At 45.8% G+C, this 20964-nt stretch carries 17 protein-coding genes and 1 rRNA gene; 1 reads left to right on the forward strand and 17 read right to left on the reverse strand.

The window, feature by feature from the left end:
- On the forward strand, window positions 1-128 hold a 128-nt coding region (locus tag AB1S50_RS16930; RefSeq protein ID WP_367152251.1), incomplete at its 5' end, for a transposase domain-containing protein.
- An 836-nt stretch (window positions 129-964) separates the two neighbouring features.
- On the opposite strand, the gene AB1S50_RS16935 is transcribed toward AB1S50_RS16930, so the two are convergent.
- From AB1S50_RS16935 to rrf, 17 genes are all read right to left on the reverse strand, one after another.
- Complete coding sequence (locus tag AB1S50_RS16935) at window positions 965-1729, reverse strand: glycosyltransferase family 2 protein (RefSeq protein WP_367152234.1); 765 nt, start codon at window positions 1727-1729, stop codon at window positions 965-967.
- A 46-nt stretch (window positions 1730-1775) separates the two neighbouring features.
- A complete protein-coding gene (gene fcl, locus AB1S50_RS16940; protein ID WP_367152235.1) occupies window positions 1776-2750 on the reverse strand; it encodes a GDP-L-fucose synthase in 975 nt (324 codons plus the stop codon).
- Window positions 2747-3868 (reverse strand): GDP-mannose 4,6-dehydratase, encoded by a 1122-nt coding sequence (gmd, locus tag AB1S50_RS16945; protein WP_367152237.1) that lies wholly within the window; start codon window positions 3866-3868, stop codon window positions 2747-2749. The genes fcl and gmd overlap by 4 nt, the downstream gene beginning before the upstream one ends.
- A gap of 45 nt (window positions 3869-3913) precedes the next feature.
- Window positions 3914-5068, reverse strand: a complete 1155-nt coding sequence (locus AB1S50_RS16950) for a glycosyltransferase (protein ID WP_367152238.1) — start codon at window positions 5066-5068, stop codon at window positions 3914-3916.
- 14 nt (window positions 5069-5082) lie between these two features.
- The gene (locus AB1S50_RS16955) at window positions 5083-7398 is read right to left on the reverse strand and encodes an alginate lyase family protein (RefSeq protein ID WP_367152239.1); all 2316 of its coding nucleotides are present in this window, start codon (window positions 7396-7398) and stop codon (window positions 5083-5085) included.
- Window positions 7382-9151, reverse strand: coding sequence for a hypothetical protein (locus tag AB1S50_RS16960; protein WP_367152240.1), 1770 nt, complete (start codon window positions 9149-9151; stop codon window positions 7382-7384). The genes AB1S50_RS16955 and AB1S50_RS16960 overlap by 17 nt, the downstream gene beginning before the upstream one ends.
- Before the next feature lie 15 nt (window positions 9152-9166).
- Window positions 9167-10069: a glycosyltransferase family 2 protein gene (locus AB1S50_RS16965; protein WP_367152241.1), complete on the reverse strand. Its 903-nt coding sequence runs from the start codon at window positions 10067-10069 to the stop codon at window positions 9167-9169.
- 156 nt (window positions 10070-10225) lie between these two features.
- Window positions 10226-11293, reverse strand: coding sequence for a pseudaminic acid synthase (gene pseI, locus AB1S50_RS16970; protein WP_367152242.1), 1068 nt, complete (start codon window positions 11291-11293; stop codon window positions 10226-10228).
- 3 nt (window positions 11294-11296) lie between these two features.
- Window positions 11297-11809 carry a UDP-4-amino-4,6-dideoxy-N-acetyl-beta-L-altrosamine N-acetyltransferase gene (gene pseH / locus AB1S50_RS16975; protein WP_367152243.1) on the reverse strand — a complete coding sequence of 171 codons (513 nt, stop codon included), beginning with the start codon at window positions 11807-11809 and terminating at the stop codon, window positions 11297-11299.
- On the reverse strand, window positions 11806-12885 hold the full coding sequence (gene pseG / locus AB1S50_RS16980) for a UDP-2,4-diacetamido-2,4,6-trideoxy-beta-L-altropyranose hydrolase (RefSeq protein WP_367152252.1): 1080 nt from the start codon (window positions 12883-12885) through the stop codon (window positions 11806-11808). The genes pseH and pseG overlap by 4 nt, the downstream gene beginning before the upstream one ends.
- Before the next feature lie 5 nt (window positions 12886-12890).
- Window positions 12891-13595 (reverse strand): pseudaminic acid cytidylyltransferase, encoded by a 705-nt coding sequence (gene pseF / locus AB1S50_RS16985; RefSeq protein ID WP_367152244.1) that lies wholly within the window; start codon window positions 13593-13595, stop codon window positions 12891-12893.
- On the reverse strand, window positions 13592-14752 hold the full coding sequence (gene pseC / locus AB1S50_RS16990) for a UDP-4-amino-4,6-dideoxy-N-acetyl-beta-L-altrosamine transaminase (RefSeq protein ID WP_367152245.1): 1161 nt from the start codon (window positions 14750-14752) through the stop codon (window positions 13592-13594). Before pseC ends, pseF begins: the two co-directional genes overlap by 4 nt.
- Window positions 14753-15751, reverse strand: coding sequence for a UDP-N-acetylglucosamine 4,6-dehydratase (inverting) (gene pseB / locus AB1S50_RS16995; protein ID WP_367152246.1), 999 nt, complete (start codon window positions 15749-15751; stop codon window positions 14753-14755).
- 25 nt (window positions 15752-15776) lie between these two features.
- On the reverse strand, window positions 15777-18575 hold the full coding sequence (locus tag AB1S50_RS17000; RefSeq protein ID WP_367152247.1) for a hypothetical protein: 2799 nt from the start codon (window positions 18573-18575) through the stop codon (window positions 15777-15779).
- A 30-nt stretch (window positions 18576-18605) separates the two neighbouring features.
- Window positions 18606-19094 carry a hypothetical protein gene (locus tag AB1S50_RS17005; protein ID WP_367152248.1) on the reverse strand — a complete coding sequence of 163 codons (489 nt, stop codon included), beginning with the start codon at window positions 19092-19094 and terminating at the stop codon, window positions 18606-18608.
- 340 nt (window positions 19095-19434) lie between these two features.
- Window positions 19435-19680: a hypothetical protein gene (locus AB1S50_RS17010; RefSeq protein WP_367152250.1), complete on the reverse strand. Its 246-nt coding sequence runs from the start codon at window positions 19678-19680 to the stop codon at window positions 19435-19437.
- 1159 nt (window positions 19681-20839) lie between these two features.
- A 5S ribosomal RNA gene (gene rrf / locus AB1S50_RS17015) occupies window positions 20840-20955 on the reverse strand.
- Window positions 20956-20964: the final 9 nt, after the last annotated feature.

A 20964-nucleotide genomic window follows, 5' to 3' on the forward strand; every position in this document is an offset into this window, starting at 1 on the left:
CAGCCAAGCTGAATGGTCATGATCCCTTTGCGTATCTGAAAGATGTGATGCAGCGATTACCGATGCATCGCGCCAGTGCTATCGGCGAGCTGCTGCCCCATAACTGGGTTCCTGCTGACAAGGTGTGATGCCCGGACGCTTACCGACAGTGAGTGAATATGCCATGCCGACAGAGGTGGGGCCCGCATACCAGGGCACCGGCAAACCATTCCCTGGGAACTCAGGGTTTGTCCGACAAGGGACAACTGGATGAATTTTAACCGCCAGGGCAGAATTTTTAAGCAAACCGCCGTATGGGGACGCGCCTTCGCACTGATATGGAAATGGTGGACTGGAAAGCGATCTTTACTCAATGCAGTGTTATTTATTTGCAACTGCCTTTACAAAGACTGGGATGAAGCCAACCTAGATTAAAGAGAGCGATATATTCGTTGATATAGGCTATCGCGTCGATTTAGGCTTCCAATCAATCCTGATGAACAAGGTCAGCCTTAATAATATCGACGAAGGATCTCACAATAACTTTATCCAGAGAACAATCCTCTTTTATATATACCTCGTGTCATACGCGTTGATTCAACCAGTTCCAGGTACTCATGTACACGTATTCAATCTCCTGGTCACAATGGAATTTAGACTCTATCCATGACCACTGAAATGCCAGCCTAGAAGTATTTCACCCAAAAAATGGATCGCAGTACCCCAAACTTTTCACTCCCCCCGATGATAGAATTGCTTATGTAGTATTAACCCAATAAACTACCCGCTTACGAGCTATGTATCTATTGTTGAGGGAGGTCGCTAAATAATTTATAGTTAGCTTGCTCTCTAGATCGGTGCGGACATTACCTGAAACTAAGATTTCAAACTGTGGGCAGAAAAAATAATATTCAGGATGAGAGGTCAATAGATAATTGATCACTTGTCATGTGGTGGTAGAAATTACTCCCTGCGGTTAAGCACTTTAAGAGGCTCTCAATCCCCTGAGGAACTCAAACAGCTTGAAAGGTATCTTTATGGAGATCATAAATATATTGGTATATATCTCATTTTCTCTACATGCACGCACAATTTCAAAATTCTGCTGGATTCTCCCCAGAACCCCTGAGGTGCTCACACCACCCTGGCGCATTCGGATAATTGACCTTGGGAGGTAGCTGTAACTCACGCGATTGCAATATAGAAACCGGGCAATAAGCTCAAAGTCAGCAGAGACTCGATATCCCAATCGATATCCTCCCAAGCGCTCATAAACAGCACGAGAAACGAAGAATGTAGGGTGAGGTATTGTCATCCCCCATCGAATTTTGCCTGTACTGAAATTCTTAGCACTGCAGTATCTGAGAACCTTTTCAAGCCTGAATCTTTCAACTATACAAAGATCAGCAAAAAGACTCTCGGTACCCGACGTCTCCAAACTGGAAACCACCAGGGAGATCACCTCTCTATTGTCATAGACATCATCAGAATTCAGAATACCAATAAAGTCGCCAGAAGCCCGGGAAATACCTTTATTCATAGCATCATAAATACCCCTGTCAGACTCTGAAATGATGCAATCAATCCGATCTTCAAATTCCTGCAATATTTCTGGAGTGGAGTCTGTAGACGCGCCATCCACAATAATATATTCGATGGATGGATAGTCCTGTGACAGTACCGATTCAATGGTGTCTCGAATGGTTTCCGCACTGTTGTAGCAAACAGTGATGATGCTTATTTTTTTCAACGGGCCGCCCCTGTCAAATCTAGGTCAATTAGATCCCGAAGTTTCCTCATGCCCTGAAGCCGGGTTTGGACGAATTTTCCAGATACCACTCATACGTATAGGTGAGCCCCTGGGAAAGTGGAATAGATGACTTCCATCCAGACTGGTGGATCTTGGAAACATCCAATAACTTCCTGGGAACACCATCGGGCATCTCAGTATTGAATACCACCTGTCCTTGATACCCAACGATCCCGGCAATCAGCGCCGCCAGCTCTCCAATCGAGACATCCTCGCCTGTACCAACGTTGATGTGCGAGAGCATCGGCTCGGCCAAGCTATCATACTGATCCTTATCCAACTGCATCACATGGACGCAGGCCGAAGCCATATCATTGACATGCAGGAATTCCCGCTTGGGCTTTCCTGTTCCCCAGATCTCCACCAATGGTGCCTGTGACAGCCTAGCTTCATGAAAGCGCCTTATCAACGCCGGGATCACATGGGAGTTCTCTGGGTGAAAATTGTCTCCCGGCCCGTAAAGATTTGTCGGCATAATACTGCGAAAGTCGGTTCCATACTGCCGATTATATGATTCACAGAGCTTAATCCCAGCTATTTTAGCGACCGCATACGGCTCGTTGGTGGGCTCCAGTGTACCCTGGAGCAAGGCCCCTTCACGGATTGGCTGATGGGCCAACTTCGGGTAAATACAGGACGAACCGAGAAACAGTAACTTGGAGACCCCAAACTGTTGCGAGTGGTGGATGACATTACTCTCCAACATAAGGTTCTGGTAAATAAATTCTGCGGGATAGGTGTTATTCGCATGGATACCACCCACCTTTGCGGCGGCCAGGTAAACGATATCCGGTTTCTCCTGGGCGAAAAACGTCCTGACGTCACTTTGGTTAGTTAGGTCAAGCTCCGCCCTTGTGCGGACTAGAATGTTCTCAAAACCCTGCTGCTCAAGCTCTCGACAAATCGCAGCGCCCACCATACCCTGATGACCGGCGACATATACACGCGTCCCCAAGCTCATCGATCTCCCTGGCTTAAAGAGACATTAAACCCCTCCCTCTTGAGGAGGGCAGTCTTGCGTGCCAGCTCCAGATCTGCACCGATCATTTCAGCAATCAGTTCTTCCATCGAGATCGTCGGCTTCCAACCGAGCTTTTTCCTGGCATGGGACGGATCGCCCAGCAAGGTCTCAACCTCCGCGGGTCTAAAATAGCGGGAGTCGACACGAATGACCACATCCCCAACCTGGGCACCGGAGGCAATATCGCCGCGAATGCCTGTTACAACACCTTGTTCCTCAACACCCGAGCCTGTAAATTCGATTTGGATCCCAAGCTCTGCCGCCGCCATCCGGACAAAATCTCGGACTGAATATTGGTGCCCGGTGGCAATCACGAAGTCCTCTGGCTCATCCTGCTGTAACATCAACCATTGCATCTCAACGTAGTCTCGCGCATGCCCCCAATCCCTCAGCGCGTCCATATTGCCAATATAAAGGCATTTTTCGAGTCCCAGCGCTATATTAGCCAACCCACGAGTGATCTTTCGGGTCACAAAGGTTTCACCCCGACGAGGCGATTCATGATTAAAAAGAATTCCATTGCATGCATAGATTCCGTATGCCTCACGGTAATTCACAGTAATCCAGTAGGCATACAATTTAGCAACGGCATAGGGTGATCTGGGGTAAAAGGGTGTTGCTTCCCTCTGGGGCACTTCTTGCACAAGGCCATACAATTCCGACGACGATGCCTGGTAAAACTTCGTCTTATCCTGTAGCCCTAGCAGCCGAATCGCCTCAAGAATTCTGAGAGTGCCCAGCCCATTGACATTGGCAGTATATTCGGGCATATCGAAGCTAACTGCGACGTGCGACTGCGCAGCCAAGTTGTACACTTCATCAGGTTGCACTTCTTGCAGGATACGAGTCAGGTTTGGGCTGTCCGTCAAGTCCCCATAATGCAGGATAAAATTCCGGTTCGATTCATGAGGGTCTTGATACAGATGATCAATCCTATCAGTATTGAAAGACGATGAGCGGCGCTTGATGCCGTGTACCTCATAACCCCGGTGGAGCAGGAACTCAGCGAGATACGAGCCGTCTTGTCCCGTAACGCCGGTAATCAATGCCTTCCGCATTTATCTATTTCCTCCATACAGGGCCAAGGCCCATGAAATCAACATTTAACCCAGCAGCGGATCGACGGCTCGGTAAAAAACCGACCGCTGGTACTCTGGCGTATATTCTTTTTCAACCACTCCACGGCAACTTTCCTGGGTGATCTGGCCTTTATCCAGTGCCTCGAGACAGATGATCACTTTTTCCACCAGATCATTTACAGATCCACGGGAGAAAAAAAATCCACTTTCACCAACCCTGACGGCCTCGCATTCTGGCATCTGGTTGGCGAAGTCGTCATGAGTGATAACTGGTGTTCCGGCTATAAGGGCATGCATTGCAGTCAGGCCAATTTCTCCCGGTGACACGCAAATATCTGCGATGTTGAGTATCGGAAGGACCTGCGCATCCTCGTAGCATTCACCATAAAATACTATCTTATCCTCTACACCTAAACGCTGGGCTTGACGGGTAAGCGATTCGTATTCGGAGCCGTCTCCGATTATCAGGGCTCTTGAGGCAACACCTCTTTCATTGAGTAATACAACGGCCTCCACCAACATATCTAGGCGCTTCTGTGGTTCAAGCCGGCCGACAAATACAAACAATCGTTCGGAATCATCACAGTAGTTTCTCCTAAGACTCTTCAATTCGCTCCGCCCAACTGAATTCACAATCGCTAACTGAGCCATCACATCAAGGGAGTTATTGATGACCCAGAGTCGTTCCGCCGGTATACCCGCTCGCTCAAGCTGCCGTCTGCCATACTGGCCGTAGAGTAAAAGCCCATCGGCAAGTCGGTAAAAGCAAACACGAATCAACCGCTTTAAAGCTCCCTCATTGCCATAGATACCGTGAGTCCAGAAAACAACCCGCTTTCCATGCAATCTGGCTAGAACGGCACTCATCCAAGTCGATAGACGATGCGCCTCACCCCAGTAGACAATCACCTTGCATCGGCCGAAAAGTGCAAGCGCCTGCAACCCGGTCTGCCAGAAGCAGATTTTGCGGAAATAGAGACTGCGAATAGGAACCCATCGTATACCGCCTTCTTTCGGATTGAGATTGCAGTACTCGACGGGCGCCAGCCGGATATTGGATGAGTCCTCTCGCGGGTCGGCGTATATCACCACCTCCCCCTCTCCCCGGCCCTCCTCACTGATCTTGCGGAAAACCGGGTAACGGTAAAGGGCAAACCGGTCAGGGACCAGCGCTATCATTCCCGCAACTCTGGTCACGCCGTGATTCCCTCCCCTTGAGAGCCACAAATGGCATCACATGATGAATCGGGCATAAAAAGATTCCAGTAGGGCCTGATTCCGTCATGAGGATGGAATTTCGACTTTACCCTGGCCGCTGCCGGCAAACTAGGTACAATTTCCGTAGCGATATGGCCGTATTTCTCCTGATAACAGTAGGCTATTGGAAGAAAGCGCTCACTATCGAAGTCTTCTATCTGGCGGTAAGGCCAGGCGCTCCGGGAACGCGCTAACAGCCACTCCATTCCTTTCTTAAGGCCACGGCCATCCTCACCGGTGAAATTCCACAGGTCTTCACCAACAGACTCCGCAATGTGGGCCAGATGGATCCAACCCTGTAGGTTGAAACAACAATAATGGGCCGTGTTCGTCCGTTTCAACTCATGGGGTTGAGCCCCTTGAGCGTCAAACTGTGCAAGCAGCCGAATACGTGAATCCCGTAACGTCTCCCTAAGTAGCTTGGCTTCACCAAGGAACGCACAAATGGCGGCAATCTGAAGATCGTAATAAGTTCCGTGGTTGTTCAGCGCGGCCCGCTCCCCAATGCCTTGTTCACTGGTGCGCAGCCATTCCAGATACTCAACCAGCCAAGCCTTGAAATCCACCAACTCCTCCCCAGTGAGGAATCCCCCTCGCTTGAGAATTCGTACAGCATCCAAGAAGTAGTAAAGATCCTTGAATTCAATGATACCCGTGCTGGAACCACGATTCCGATTATGGCCGCGCCGAACTTGCGCATACTTCAGGTGTGGTGTCATTGCCGTCTCAGGTTTCAAGAACCAGTGCCGAATCAGTTCTCCACCGCGACTTCCATATACTGGGTCCCCATACTGGCGCCAAGCAATGGCCATAGTATAGGTATCATCGAACATATACTGGAGACGGGTGCGATCGTATTTGTCACTTAGTGGTTCGTACATCCGAGTCCCAGAAACGCGCTGGCCATCGCGACGAACATAGGGCAGCCCTGGTATCTTCAGAGGATGCGGCCAATAGTAAGGAGCCGGATGCCAGTAGTCATGAGGGACTCCACTCGGTGGCAGCGTTGTCTTATCGACTACCGAGAAGGGCCCCCTTTTTAGGGCTTCGGTAACGGCGTTTCCGAGATAAGCCTTGGCTGGTGTAGAGATTTCAACGTCATCCTTCCAGGGAACGAAAACGGGACATTCAAGCTCCAGCCTGTGATCAAAGGCATGGGCATCGAGCATGTCGAGCATGCTTGCTATTGCTTCAGTGCGGGCCTCGCCACGGCCAATCCAGGCTTTCCGGTCACGTCCCTTCTCAAGTTCTGCCTTACCAGAGTACAGGCGAGCAACCCACCCACCTTCGGCATATCGACCAGTGTCAGGAGAGTATTCTGGACACGGTAGATCCCAGAGCTCTATAGGCCAGTTGTCCCATTTACCCGGATATCCAATACGCCAAAAAAACTCCACCTTGGAACGCCGGCCATAGGGGTACTCAGAATCAAAGACCTCACTTGAGTCAGCCCTGAAAATAACCTGAGGCTCCTCTATGGCGTTGGGGCGAAAAGTAGGGTCCAGTAACTCATCGTTATCAACAATTCTAGCCATTGGTACTATGTGGTAAGGAATAGATCCGTGTGCTATCACCAGCTGACGGATCTTATCCCAGGCATGGACCGTCAAAAAACAATTACCATCCCAAGGCAACACCCATTTCGCGTGCACCTTGCCACTTTCAAGCGCCGCGTTCCTTGCGCCGTTATTATTCATAACATAGTTATTTTTATGTCTATACTGGCGCATAAGTATAGAGCCGCGTGAAGAAGGTGAAAGCTTTTCGAAGTTTCGAGAGAACGGCGCAAACTCTATAGGGATATCTTGAACATCCCACCCTGTCTTCTGATATTCCGCCCAAGAAAAAGGGATATGTAAATACGGTAAACCCGCCTCTTCAAGCAAGGCGATGATATGCCGCTCCTCGTCCGAATCTACAATACGATTGACGACAAACCGCTTTTCACACCCCTCTAGATCTTCCTCATGCCGCAGGATAAATTCCAGATTTCTCCTAGACTGACCTTTCTCATGCCTTGGAACCAGATCATTACCAATGATGCGATAGAGCACGAATGTATGGGCTCTATCTTCACTCAGGAAGTTCCCATTCTCGGCCGAGGAAAATTCATGTATCTCTAAGCTCTTAGGGCTTTCACGGTTCTTTGGAAAAGAAACGAGTGGTCGATAATTTAACATCCGACCCCAAACTGCCTGCTTGATAGCCCGAGCACCAGGAATCATTCCAACTATACTACGCAAGTTGAACATCTTTTTCTTCCATAAACAAATGTCTCTTGCATAAAATCGAGGCTATTAGATCGAGCCCAGCTGAAAATTTCTGAACCTGAACCAAGCTCTCAAGCGTCGCCATTTTTGAAATCAGTAAAATGTTCTCTGCACAGAATTCTCTGGGAACATCCCTTCTGGCAGCGACCACATAATTAACAGACTCCTCCAGCTGCGCGCTTGTATATCCAGACGGAAGCCTGTAGCCCACAGGTTCAAGCGCCCATTTACCCCAAGTCTCGACAGCATATTCGCCACAACCGCCATATCCAATCCGAAAGACTGTCTGAAAGTTAATCTCAGGGTTGTGAACGTAAAGAGGGTGCCTCTGGAGAAACTTACACATGGCTGGCAATAGCTCGAGAAACTGTGTGAACAGTTTCTTATCTTGCTCTCCATTTATAGCGACTTCCAGGGGAGCAAAGAAGCAGCGGGTGAACCTCTGGTACATCAGTGGGTGAGAGCCAGAATAGTCAGACACTAATTTCGTGGGTGGAGCACAAGCCCAATGCTGCCTTATTATCAGTAAATTAATTTCATTCCACGTCTTCCCACTTTCAAGACGGTCACCCATGCACATGTCGAGCACCTGACATGAAAACTCCCCTTTATTGAACGTAAGCAGTTCACTCAGGGCGCCAAGTTTACTGCGCTCCATATGCCGAAACAAATATTGTTCGTTTCTCAATAGGTGCGCCCGTTTTTCGGCAAACATATGAATTAGGAACCTACGATCACCAGAATTTGAACCCGATAAAATAAGAGAATTGAAAGTTTTGAGCGGAGAGTCTTCCCAAATGAGCGCCAGACTATCTATATTCGGAACAGCCACGCCGATATTTTCTTTGAGAATAAGCTCGCGATTATCGGCTGACAGAAATTCCTGAAGATCTGCACGAATGCTACTATTCTGATTAGTAGGATGAACGTTTCGAAATACGAGTAGATCAACACTTTCTTTCCAACGCCATAATTTGACGCTACTTTTAACAGCCGAAAATGCCGCATTGATTAAATGACGAAGAATTATAATAGAGAGAACAGAAAAAATAATACTCGGTGAGGCACCCTTTAAAAATGGAATCAAAACAGTCAAAAATCCAGCGATGAAAACTCCGTATGCCCATAAATCAAGATAGCCTGAAACATCATCAATGATAACTCCTCCCAACCATGACCTACCTGCACTACCGTCTCCTCGCATTGTCCAAGCTGTGAGAAGATAAATACCTAAGAAACTGAGCGTGACTACAAAAAATAAATTACCATTCAAAATAAAAATAGCAAAAAGCCCAAGGAAAGCAAATGCCCCATTTGAAATAATAGCACACACAGTTGAATAATAACTCTTTGCCTTTATGGCTTGAGAATTGGTAACAGAAATTTCATTTATGACCATTACAACTTCATTACCACCAGTCTTAGCGAGACGTTCGGACACGATATTTAAGACGATTCCCACTAAAAAGAATACGAAAGCAGCAACTGAAAGAGAAATGATCCAACCCGGCTTGCTTTCCAGAGGCACAAATCCCTGCAAATAGCTAGGAACACTATCTGAACTAGCAAGCAAAACAATCTTTAGCGGCAGAACAAAAGCTAGGATATTACAGCAACGCTCAATCAACACTGAACAAATCAAAAAAACAGATACACCTGGCTTAATTCGCCAAAACGAGTTAAAAACATGCCAATACCATGAAATAAAGCAACTAGTTTGCTCAAGAAGACTCATACACCCTCACTCTATTCAGCGTCGCTCAGCCGCACCGCCGATAAGGCAACGCAACAGCTCATTTAACTCGACCACCCAAAGTTGTAGCTGCACTCCCAGGGCAAACATTCTAAATTTTATCGTGTGCTGTTTTGCAATTAGAATTCTCCAAATGGCAATCATTGGCGGGGTGATTGTCCTTAGTGCTGATATAACCCTCTTGCCCACGGCTCTAGAGCGCAGCTGCCCCCCCTTCACACGCCGAGCCTTTGCTACGACCTTTTGTTTGGTCTTACGCGCAGGATGTCGAACGACTGCTTGCTCAAGAAAGGTTAGTACAGCCCCATTCCGCACAGCTCGTTGGCAGAAATCTACGTCCCCCCCAGAGAAAGTGATTTCATCGAAGCCACCAAGTTTTTGCCATAAACTACCAGGCACTACAAGATTTGCAGTTACAGCAAACCCTTCTTCTACATAACGCCGTTGAGGAATACCCTTAACCACATCATATATTTCGTACGCGGTTGGTTTTTTACTAGAAGAGTAAACCTCAACATGACCTGCCACAAGTACGTCACTTCTACCTATCCGTCTAATTTTTGCATCTATTTCTGATAGCCATCTATCAGAAGGCTCGCAGTCAGCATCGGTGAAAACAAACCATCTTCCCTTAGCATGTTTAGCACCCACATTTCGGGCGGAGTATGACCCGGGTTTATTGCAATGAAGCACGGTCACCGACGAAGGCAGATCTATAGAAGGCCTAAAGTTCACTGACCCATTGTCCACAAGTATAACTTCGAAACATTCACGATCGAGAACTTGTACATCTAAACATGATAGCAATCTACGTATTAAGTTCCACTGCTCATAGACAGGCACGATAACTGAGTATTGAAGCCTACTTGGAATTTTTTCAGTTACATAGTTTCCACTCAAAAACACTACCTCCTAACGCACCCTTTTGGCCAAACAGGCTGGTTCCAATACTCAGAAAAATATACTTGACCCAAAATTGGATTATAAAAATTAGTGTTAAAAATCTGGTTAGTCAACATATTGACGGCCGCTTTTTTAATACAAGAAAAGGTGTTATTAGTCTAAATCTATGTTAACAAGATCAGCCTTTACAGGCATGCATTTTTCGACTCGCGAAAGAACACGCTGGCCGATCACTTTATCAAGGTATTTCGGGGGGAGTCCGAAACCAGGGCGCACACTTCTAACAGCGTCTTCCGTAATCACGTCACCAGCTTCTAGAGCTTTCACAAAATACAGAGACCTCCTGAACTGGACATTTCCTCGCTCACTAGACTTTCTCCCATAATCAACTTGCCCAAAAGCTTTCCACGCCGTTTTACTGTCTTTACAAAGTGCCTGGAGCCCCGCAGGCTCCAAAGAGAAACTGTCGTCGGGCCCGCCGCCTTCGCGATCGAGCGTAAAGTGCTTTTCGATAATGTTTGCACCAAGAACAACGCTTGCAATGGCCGTTGTATTATCTAAAGTATGATCAGACAATCCAATTACAACTTTGAACCGCTCTTGCATATCCGTAATCGTTCTTAGATTATAGTCTTCTGCGGAGGCCGGATAACCACTTACACAGTGTAGAACTGCCAGCCTATTGCAGCCGCCATCGCGAGCAGCCTGGATAGCTTCACCAATTTCTTCCACATTAGCCATGCCTGTGGAGATGATCAATGGCTTGCCAGTGGAAGCTGTATACTTAATCAAGGGCAAGTCCACCGCCTCAAACGACGCAATCTTGTAGGCTGGCACATTCAAATCTTCCAGCATATCGACAGCCGTTGTGTCAAATGGAGAACTGAAAATCGTAATACCAAGTCTGCTTGCGTACTCGAAAAGTGGGGCATGCCACTCCCATGGCATATGCGCCTCTCGGTATAGCTCGAATAAGGTTCTCCCATCCCACAAGCCACCTTTTATTTTGAAATCGTCACTTGTGCAATTTAAGGTTATCGTGTCAGGCCTATACGTTTGCAGCTTAACGGCGTCAGCACCGGCCTTCTTGGCTTCCTGAATAATTTTCTTCGCCGTTTCAAGTCTACCATTATGATTAGCAGAAAGTTCTGCGATAATATACGGAGGATTCTCGTGGCCGATTTCCCGGTTATTGATGCAAATTTTTTGGTTTATTTTCATAGCTTAGCCTTCTTGGATACTTTCCCATTCGTCGCGCAATAGCCTCAAACAAATCACTGAATAGTATTGGCTTCCATCAAAGTAATGCTCTTTTAAAACGCCCTCTTGCGAAAACCCCAGTTTTTTGTGGAGCCGTATGGAACGTTCATTAAATTGAAGAACCTGCCCACAAAGTTTATGAAGGCCTAACTGCTTAAAACCGTACGAAAGTGCAGACCTTCCAAGTAGCTTTCCAGCTCCTCGCCTAGCACCTGGGGCCAGATAAAAGCCCCAGTCAGCGACAGGGCTCCCGCGCAGTCTGACAATTTTAACGAAACCTGTAGGCTTGCCGTCAAATTCAAATATAAGAGCATGAAAATCGGGAGAACCCTCCACACGATTAAACCAAGCACTATGTTCTTCCGGGCCAATAACGTGAGCGGAATACATATACTTCCGGACTTCCCGATCGTTGCGCCAAAGGAGAACTTTTTCAAGATCATCCTTCCGCATTTTTCTAACGATGGCCGCCGTCATAAAATTTCCTCTATCAGTTGAGAACGAACCCGCTTAGTTCCGTTTCCATCAGTGATCTCGGACGCGACAACAGCCATTGCCCTGAGCCTATTTTTTTCAAATACCTCCTCAATAAGCTCTGGCAATCTCTTTTCGATATTTTTTATAGTGCCCACCAATTCCGCAGCCCCTGAAGAGGCCAGCGCGTTCGCCCCGGCCGCCTGGTTATCCGCAATCACTACCATAAGAGTCGGAAGTCCAAGACAGCATCTTTCCCATGCCGTTCCGCCCACTGCACCGATTGCCAAATCATTTTGAGCCATATACCAGGCCATGTTGCCAACATCCACCTCTAATTTCACTTTCATCTTGGAGCGCGTCACTTGCGAAGCAACCTCGTCCAAGTGCAATGATTGCCGAGTAAGAATTACCGTAATTTCCAGCTGGTCGCACAAAGAACTATTTTCCAATGCTGAAAGAACGGCCCCGGTAGCGTTGTATTCATCACTCCCCCCCATAGACACCAGGATTTTTTTACCTGTATCAGTGAGTCTCCTATCAAGGCTTATCTGCCGCAATTTCCGGAATTCTTCCCTGAGCAACATAAAGGAAGGGCCTGTTAATAACACTGTATAATGAGGAACGAGCCCCATGTAGTCCGCTGATGTACGGCCAAAATTTTGGTCGAGCAAGACATCACTCTCATGAACTCGATTTGCAAGGTCATCAATTACGCACAAATTCTTAGTATACGGCCTGACTTTTCTTTCCCAGTTTACATCCAAGGCGTAATGGTCGACGATAATCCAGTTTGGCTGTAGCTTCCGCGCAACTATGATTGATGCTTCAGCATCACTCTGCCAACTACCACACAGCCAGCTATCGTAATCTTTACAACTATTTTCAAAGAATGCGCCATCAATTGGCAATTTAACCACACGAAAACCACAAATTGAGATCATTGTGATAAAATTGCCCTTGAGTAAACGGCAAACAAATACACATTCGGCGCCCTTTTCGCGAAGTGACTTTGCCAAAGTAATACATCTCATCACATGGCCACTTCCGATAGAGTGAGAAGAATCTACTCTAAACATAAATTTCAAACTGGCACGCCCCCTCTGGAGGCTAAAGCCTCCATTATTAACTCTGCGCGAACCCAATCCTCTTCGGTATCGATATCCTGCACTCTGTAACGCGGAATCTTCACCGGAAGCGACCTATTACTAAAAATTATGTCTTCCCGCCTCCACGCCTCTGCTCGGCCCCAATAGAACTGGCCAGCATCGTGGAATGCCTCTTCCAGGTCCTGAGATCTAATACTAAAGTTCTCCAAAGAGAACATTTCTATAGCACCGCAATCCATAATTCGCAAAGCGCGCTGTATAGGATATGCAAACGAAGTTACTGAAAAAGCGAAATTCGCACTTGAATTCTTGAGAATCTCCATACCAGATCTCAAATCTGCTGGAGTCACGAAAGGTGCAGTAGCATACAGACAGCATGCAAATTCTACACTAGCAATGTTATTACTTATCCACTCTATAGCGTGTTTAATGACAGGTATCGTGCCCGTAAAATCGTCCGCCAGGTTGTCAGGGCGCATGAAAGGAATGCAAGCACCATAACTTTCTGCAACTTCGGCAATTTTTTGATCATCAGTAGACACAATGATTTCGTCAAAGCATCTACTATTGCGTGCCGCCTCAATCGACCAAGAGATCATCGGCCTACCGAAAAAAGAACGAATATTTTTACCTGGAATCCGCTTACTGCCCCCCCTTGCGGGGATGACTGCAATTTTCACTTCCCGTAGATCCTTTGTAGACTTGTCACCACATGTTCCTGCTGAGCTTCATCCATAGTGGGGAAAAGTGGTAAACTGATTGCCTCTTGGTAATACCGTTCAGCTTCAGGGAACTGCCCAGCCGAAAAACCCAGCTCCTGATAATAGGGTTGAGTATGAACCGGTATGTAATGTAGCTGCACTCCGATACCGTCATTGCGTAGACGCTTAAACACTTCTCCATGACTAACCTTAGACTCGCTGGTCTTAAGACGAATCACATACAAGTGAAACCCTGAATATGAGTCAGGATGCTGCCAAGGACATACGAGAGGAAGCTTAGATAGCTTCGTATCATATCCTTTTGCAAGCTCATGGCGTTTGCATACAAATTCGTCCAGCCTTTTAAGTTGGCTGATACCCAGCGCTGCTTGAAGTTCAGTCATACGATAATTAAAACCCAGTTCTATCTGTTGGTAGTACCAAGGGCCGTCGGGGCTGCGCGTCATCAGTGAGGGGTCTCTGGTTACCCCGTGACTACGCAACAAACTCATTCGAGCTGCTAGATGCGGCTCATTGGTGGTCGCGATCCCGCCCTCTGCAGTTGTAACAATTTTTACGGGGTGGAAACTGAATACTGTAATGTCGCTAAAACGACAATTTCCAATGGACTCGCCCTTGAATTTACCACCTATAGCGTGAGATGCATCTTCTATCACCCTGAAGCCGTAGCGCTTGCTCAGCACATTGATAGCTTCCATGTCACAAGACTGGCCACACATATGTACAGCGATTAAAATCTTTGGGAGCCTGCCTTCGCGTTCAGCTTGCTCAAGCTTTCGCTCTAGCTGAGTTGGGCAGAGGTTGTACGTTTTAGGATCAATATCAACAAAATCTATATCCGCACCACAGTAGAGTCCGCAATTTGCTGATGCGACGAAAGTGATAGGAGTTGTCCAAAAACGGTCACCGGGACCCAATCCCAGTGCCAGACATGCTATGTGTAACGCGGAAGTTGCACTATTAACAGCCAGAGCATGACGGCTACCTACTTGGTTTGCAATTGCTTGTTCAAACTTAGGAACCGTAGGACCCTGTGTGAGAAAATCTGACTTAAGCACATCGACTACGGAATCAATATCTCTTTGAGTTATGTCCTGACGGCCGTATGGAATCACTTAAATACTCCCTATACTATCTTTATTTCGGTCGATCCAAGCACCAAGCTCTTCTTCTGTCATCCACTCGGCATTATTGTCGCTTGCATATAGAAATCCTTCTGACACCTTTTTCCCATCTTTAATTCTGTTTGCACACTTATCCCAATTGTGGATAGCAGGCAAGATTTTGAAGTGTTCTGGATACTCATAAGTATAAAAGGCATCTTCAGTACCAATCATCTGTTCGTGCAACTTCTCTCCAGGACGTATCCCCACAACTTTCTGTTTTGCTTCCGGCGCAATCGTGCTGGCAATATCTGTGACTTTCATCGAAGGAATTTTCTTTACATATATTTCACCGCCCTCCATGTCATTAAAGGCGTGCCATACAAGCTCTACACCCTCGTCGAGCGAAATCATAAAACGAGTCATTCTAGGGTCCGTGATAGGGAACTCACCTTGACCACGAATAGACATAAAGAATGGAATGACAGAACCACGAGAGCCCATCACATTCCCGTAACGTACGACAGAGAAACGAGTTTTGTTCGAGCCAGCATAAGAATTACCAGCAACAAACAACTTGTCCGAAGTAAGCTTTGTAGCCCCATAAAGATTGATCGGGCTACTAGCTTTATCGGTCGATAACGCTACAACCTTTTTGACCCCTTTATCGATACAGGCATCAATAAGGTTCATTGCTCCGATCACATTGGTCTTGATACACTCAAAGGGGTTGTATTCGGCCGTAGGTACAATCTTTGTTGCAGCTGCATGCACCACGTAGTCAACACCATCAAGAGCTCGATAAACTCGGTCACGGTCACGAACGTCACCTATAAAGAAACGGACACGCGAATCTCCCTCAAATTTCTTCGCCATTTCCCACTGTTTCATTTCATCACGAGAAAAAATTATAACTTTGAAAGGACTATATTTTTTTAACAGCATAGGAACAAACGTATGACCAAACGATCCCGTACCACCAGTCACCAAAATAGTCGCATTATCGAACACTTTCAAACTCCTAAAAATTAATAAATCAGTGCAAAGAATGAATCCCTGCATCCAAAAATTCATCCATTATGCTTCCTAAATCCAGACCGACAGCCGATTTACGCTTCGCCGCATCAACAAACCCTTTGCCAGCTACTCCAGCACCAACTAATACCAAGTCACCTGGTTCTGTGATGACTTCAAGCTCTTCACGCAATCTGTCAAATTCATAAGGAAGTGGACTTAACCCTGACTCATATCGGTTATTCGTGCTCGTTTTATAGTGTGTCGGTACTGTTATAAAGCAAGTTTTTCGCTGTAATGCTAACCTAGCTCGAATGAGCTTTTTATCTCCACTTGACACTATAATCACTTTATTTGCGCAAACAACTAAATCTCTCAAAATGTTAAGATCCCTAAATAATGCTAGGTTCGCTTTATCATCGGTATATAGTTTCGAACCATCATCCAGAGCCCTTATTCCTGCAAGAACTGCAAGAAGACCTCGCCCTGTAATTGAGTTTAGCAAAGAGGCGGTGCTCTCAGAGCTATCCCGCAAGAACCGATATACACATGGAATTCCTATAATATCAGCACTTTCGAAAGCCCGAATTCCATTGGAAACCACCTCATCAGAAAGTTGTTGGGGTATATTTTTCCCCCACCAATGGCGCTCTCTATTCTTAGCGTCCTCTACCAGAAATAAACTGGAAAAACTGCGAAACAAATACCCTTCACCATCACTGAGGCGCAGGAATGCATAACCAACCTTGCTCTTCAGCCTAGTCTTAATGAGCTCAATAAATTCTTCCGCCTGCTTCTGATTACGAGCAACGTCCATATATCGAACCCTATCTTCTAACTGTGAATAAGTTTTTTGGACCAACTCACGATATTCATTTTCTATTTTAGGTAAGGCACCCAAAAATTCTGACTCAACCGCCTCAAAGTTAGTGTACTCTAATCGACCCTCAGTTTTGGACATGGCTTGAACAGATACTTTTAATCTTTCGAGAGGCGAGATGTGTCCTATATTCGGATTGTAATACCGGCTAAACTCGTCCTTAAGTGTTGAGCTTTGATTATAAAAACGCACAAAGGCAACTTTCCGATTAACCCCAGTTGTACTTACGCTAAACACACGGGCTTTAAACAATAGTCGCCTGAGAGAATCAATATCTTGATAGCGAAGTAACAGGTCAAACAACTTTTTCTCCATCCATTTAAGTGCCTCAAGACTTTTTCCATAGGACGCCACGAAGGTTTCTAACGCGCTAAACAACTCATGTGTAGGGCAAAAACCAGTCCATTCAATTTTTTTGCATATAATCCAAAAATGCAGGGTTGATCTGCAGCTATCCAAATCAATTAAGGTGTAAAGATGGTTTAAAGAAGAAATTCTAGTATTAAAGTACTTGTCGAGCGTAGATACAACCCAGTGATCATTGAAGTTCAGATAAAAATACTTGCTTCCGTCACTCAAGAAAGTATACGGAAAATAAAATAGGCCACGAAAGAGCTGATATTCTCTGAGAGCCTCTTTATTACGCCGACCTTTACATTTACTAAAATTCATGAGATTTTGAAAAAATAGCTTTTCTCTGGACCGCTCTAAGAGATTATCCTCCGTTTCGATCTCAGAAACATAGCGACCGAGTGAAACGAGGAACTTATCGTCGTGTTTACATCCACTCCAAAATAAATTTGCAATATTATCTAGCAACAACTCCGCGCTTAGTTCTTTTCGAACGAATCCGTAGTAATCTGCTGCAATATTATCAAGCCCAAAAAATTGGTAAACAAGATTCCCTTTCGCAAGAAGTTCTATCACAACAGAAGAATTACCACAAATAGCAATATGAGGCCAGGAAGGGATAGAATCTATAACTCCTACATTGAGCTCAGATATAAACGTTTGATTGCAGCAGGCCGGGTGAGGTTTTACATAAATTTCTTCGACCGCATTATTCTTACCCAAGCGATTTACTAGCTCTTTTAGGCTAGGAAGATTAAAGATACTACTTGGATAAATAACCACACTACAAACCGAAGAATTTCGAAGTTCTCCACGCTGAGCTAATAAGTCTTCCCGGTATATCTCCAAGTCCGTTCTTGGAAGGCATATATTTTGCTTCAGACACGTCCGCCCAATCTTTTCATAAATCTCCCTAGAGGCCAAATTTCTTAGAACTGAAAAGTCAAAATCATTTTCAGGGAAAGCTTCTGTTACTTCAGCATGTTGAACATATAGCGTGGTCAGACCATATAACCTAGCAACCATACAAAACCCGACAGGCATTGGAGAATGATCATTCGCCACAACGAATAACCTAGAGTGCGTTTTGCGTAGACTCTCCTTCGCAGAAAAAAAAGCAATTGAATAATTAATTGTTTGATGCAGCAAGGACTTGCTGATTTTTTTTCGAATTGAAAGGTAGCTATAAAGGGCAGAAAGGGCTTCCGCTCTCGACTGAGAGTCAACAAGGACTCGCTCTAGTTTGTTACAATCACAAATGTTGCTAACATTATGTTTGAATCCATTTCTCTCAAGCAATGCAGAGACATACGCAAACTCTCTTCTATTGTTAGCGGTTGACCCGAAAGCTATAATTTCTGCAGTGAGGTCAAGCGCATAAACAGCCACCTGAACTGCGTTCAACTTCTTTTTGATTATCTCATAAGCCACGTCACATTCTATTTCTCCATGCACGTTTTCAGCTTTTAGATACTCTTCCTTTCCCAGCCTATCTCCAAGTATGTAATCATAATTGGGGTTTCCATCGATTACAGATGCAACTTTATTTAGCCCCTTAAAAAAGAGTGCTGACACATCTCCTCTGCTCATTTTGCAGTTAACTCCGAAAAATAAATCCAACTACAACTTAGTGGATGCCGATCCCCAACGCACAAATCTCGCCAGCTTTATTCGCGCAGGTCGGCTTAAATTACGTATGGGTGCCGTCAGGGCCCACACAAGCGCGTTCTTTGGGTTAACAATTTTTCTTACCACAGCCGACATGCTTTTTAGCATTTTCAATAGAAGAATACGGAAAAATATTGATAGTTTGCTTTTTCCAGAATTTTTCTTGCGAGCTTTAATGCCTGCGCCAAGCGCAGTCCTACCAGAAAGAAATGAGTGAAGATCGCCCTCTGAACGATGCAATTGCAATAGTAGAATTCGATTTTCCTCTTGCAACTCTTTGATTGCCTTTTCAAGTGCTGAAACATTCGCACGCAATGCTTGAATTTCTTCCAACTCCAAATGCCTAGCATCAGTCGCTCCGTTTTCAATATTATCTATAAGCATGCCTGAATATCCCATCCCCTTCATAAAAGTTATGTTATTTTCAATCTTATCAGTCATTTCTAAAGATATTCCACATTGACACTTTATCTTGTACGCCTTGAAGTTCTTCAATTACTCGACTTGTCAGCACTGCATGAATTTTCTCTTAAAGGCCTATAGTTTTTAATACTTGGGAATTGAAAAATTCTGCGTCATCTAGTGCTTGCCTGCAATCTATTACTCTCATTAAGTTTTCCTTTAATTCGCCTCACCACAATCTGATTGCTGTTAGTAGGAAGCTCGTCTGAACCGGACCTCATCATCGGGCAGCACCTGTCAACTGATTCTGGCTTTCTCTTAACGCTCGAGTCAGTCATGAAGTTTTTTTGGGTCAAATTTTTCTCGACGATTCTCCTAATCAAATTGCAAGGAATGTCATTATAATTAAGCGCCGAGCATCATTGTAAGCTTCGGCTTTACTTAATTTGGCTAGGAAATTCAGCTCTCCATTAGTCAAAAAATCCCCAATATCGGCATCCGCAATAGGTGAAAGGTCATTGTTTAACCTGCTTACTTCTTCTGGAATTAAATCCAGTGCGGTTACCCCATTATAGGCTTTAGAGAGACCTACGTAGCCTGCACTTGCAACGGCTATTCTTTTCATCGACAAGCTTTCCACACCTAACTACAAACTTAATTTTTAAAATGCAAATGCACCAATCCAATGTTGAATAACCGTATCATTAGGCACAGAGCTTTTTCCAACAGGCTTGCTATCACGCACAACAGACATAACTACCTAGAAATGACTTTTCGCTATAATATACTTGCCGGCCAACGGTTTGCCCTACTTCCGCTTGATTTAATCCGTCGTGATATCAATAACGAAACCTAGGCTGCCATGATTGATATCGAGGAGGGTGACACCGAAATTGTCCTAAGCCTAGGCTGTGGCGATAATTTATCATCACCACCTAATACTTGATGCGAGATCACATGACCTACCCTTACCAGACTTGCCTTTTGATGCCACCGAGGTATGATAATTCAGAACAGTGCCGACAGTTTCTTCTTCCGGGGCAATGGTCAATCCACTCGTTCCAGAAACGCACCGACTCCTTGAGTGAAAGTATACAGCGCGACCGATCTGAGCAATACTGTGAAATGCCGACACCGCTCCCCCAAGGCTCGGGGACTTAGGCTCGGCTGTTGTTAGCACTCTTTTCGTGAGTCCGAAAATTCAGTTTCCGCACGCCCCAGGCGACTATACCTGAATAGAGGGTATGAGTCGAACCGGATTTGGGCAGTTAAGATGGAATATGAATCAGTGATGGCTATTTTTTAACCGCACCTGCTATGATATTTGTCCCGCCCCAGAAGTCTTTCCTAATTCAACGCGAGGATCTTAAATTCCGGTGCCAGTAGGCTCCACCCTTTAGACTCTACAGGAACTTGAGTGCGTTCCAATTTTACGCTCAGAGCTTCTTTGGAAACTTGAGGGGGGTGCCCAGCATGCTTGACATGCACTGCAATTATAATCCCCTATACCGGCGACCCTGCCCCAGAAAGTACTCTGCTGCCAGGACGGCTCTCCTTGTGCTTCTTCCCAATCCGCTGGCTCTTATCATTCTCGGCGCTCCCCCGCCTCGCCGAGACCCCAAACTTCTGCGCAGCCCATAGGAAGCCACAAGGCATCCCCAGAAGTCATTGACAGGAAAAACAAAGTGCTGGCCAAAGGCATGGAAGGAAAAAGGTTTGAAGAGGCGCAATGAAAGCTGCAATAAAAAAGGGCCACCCGTTGGGGTGACCCTTTCTGTTTAGAAGCCTGACGATGACCTACTCTCACATGGGGAGACCCCACACTACCATCGGCGATGTTGCGTTTCACTGCTGAGTTCGGCAAGGGATCAGGTGGTTCCACAACTCTATGGTCGTCAGGCAAACTGGC

The sequence above is a fragment of the Microbulbifer discodermiae genome, from assembly GCF_040742695.1.
GTDB lineage: Bacteria > Pseudomonadota > Gammaproteobacteria > Pseudomonadales > Cellvibrionaceae > Microbulbifer.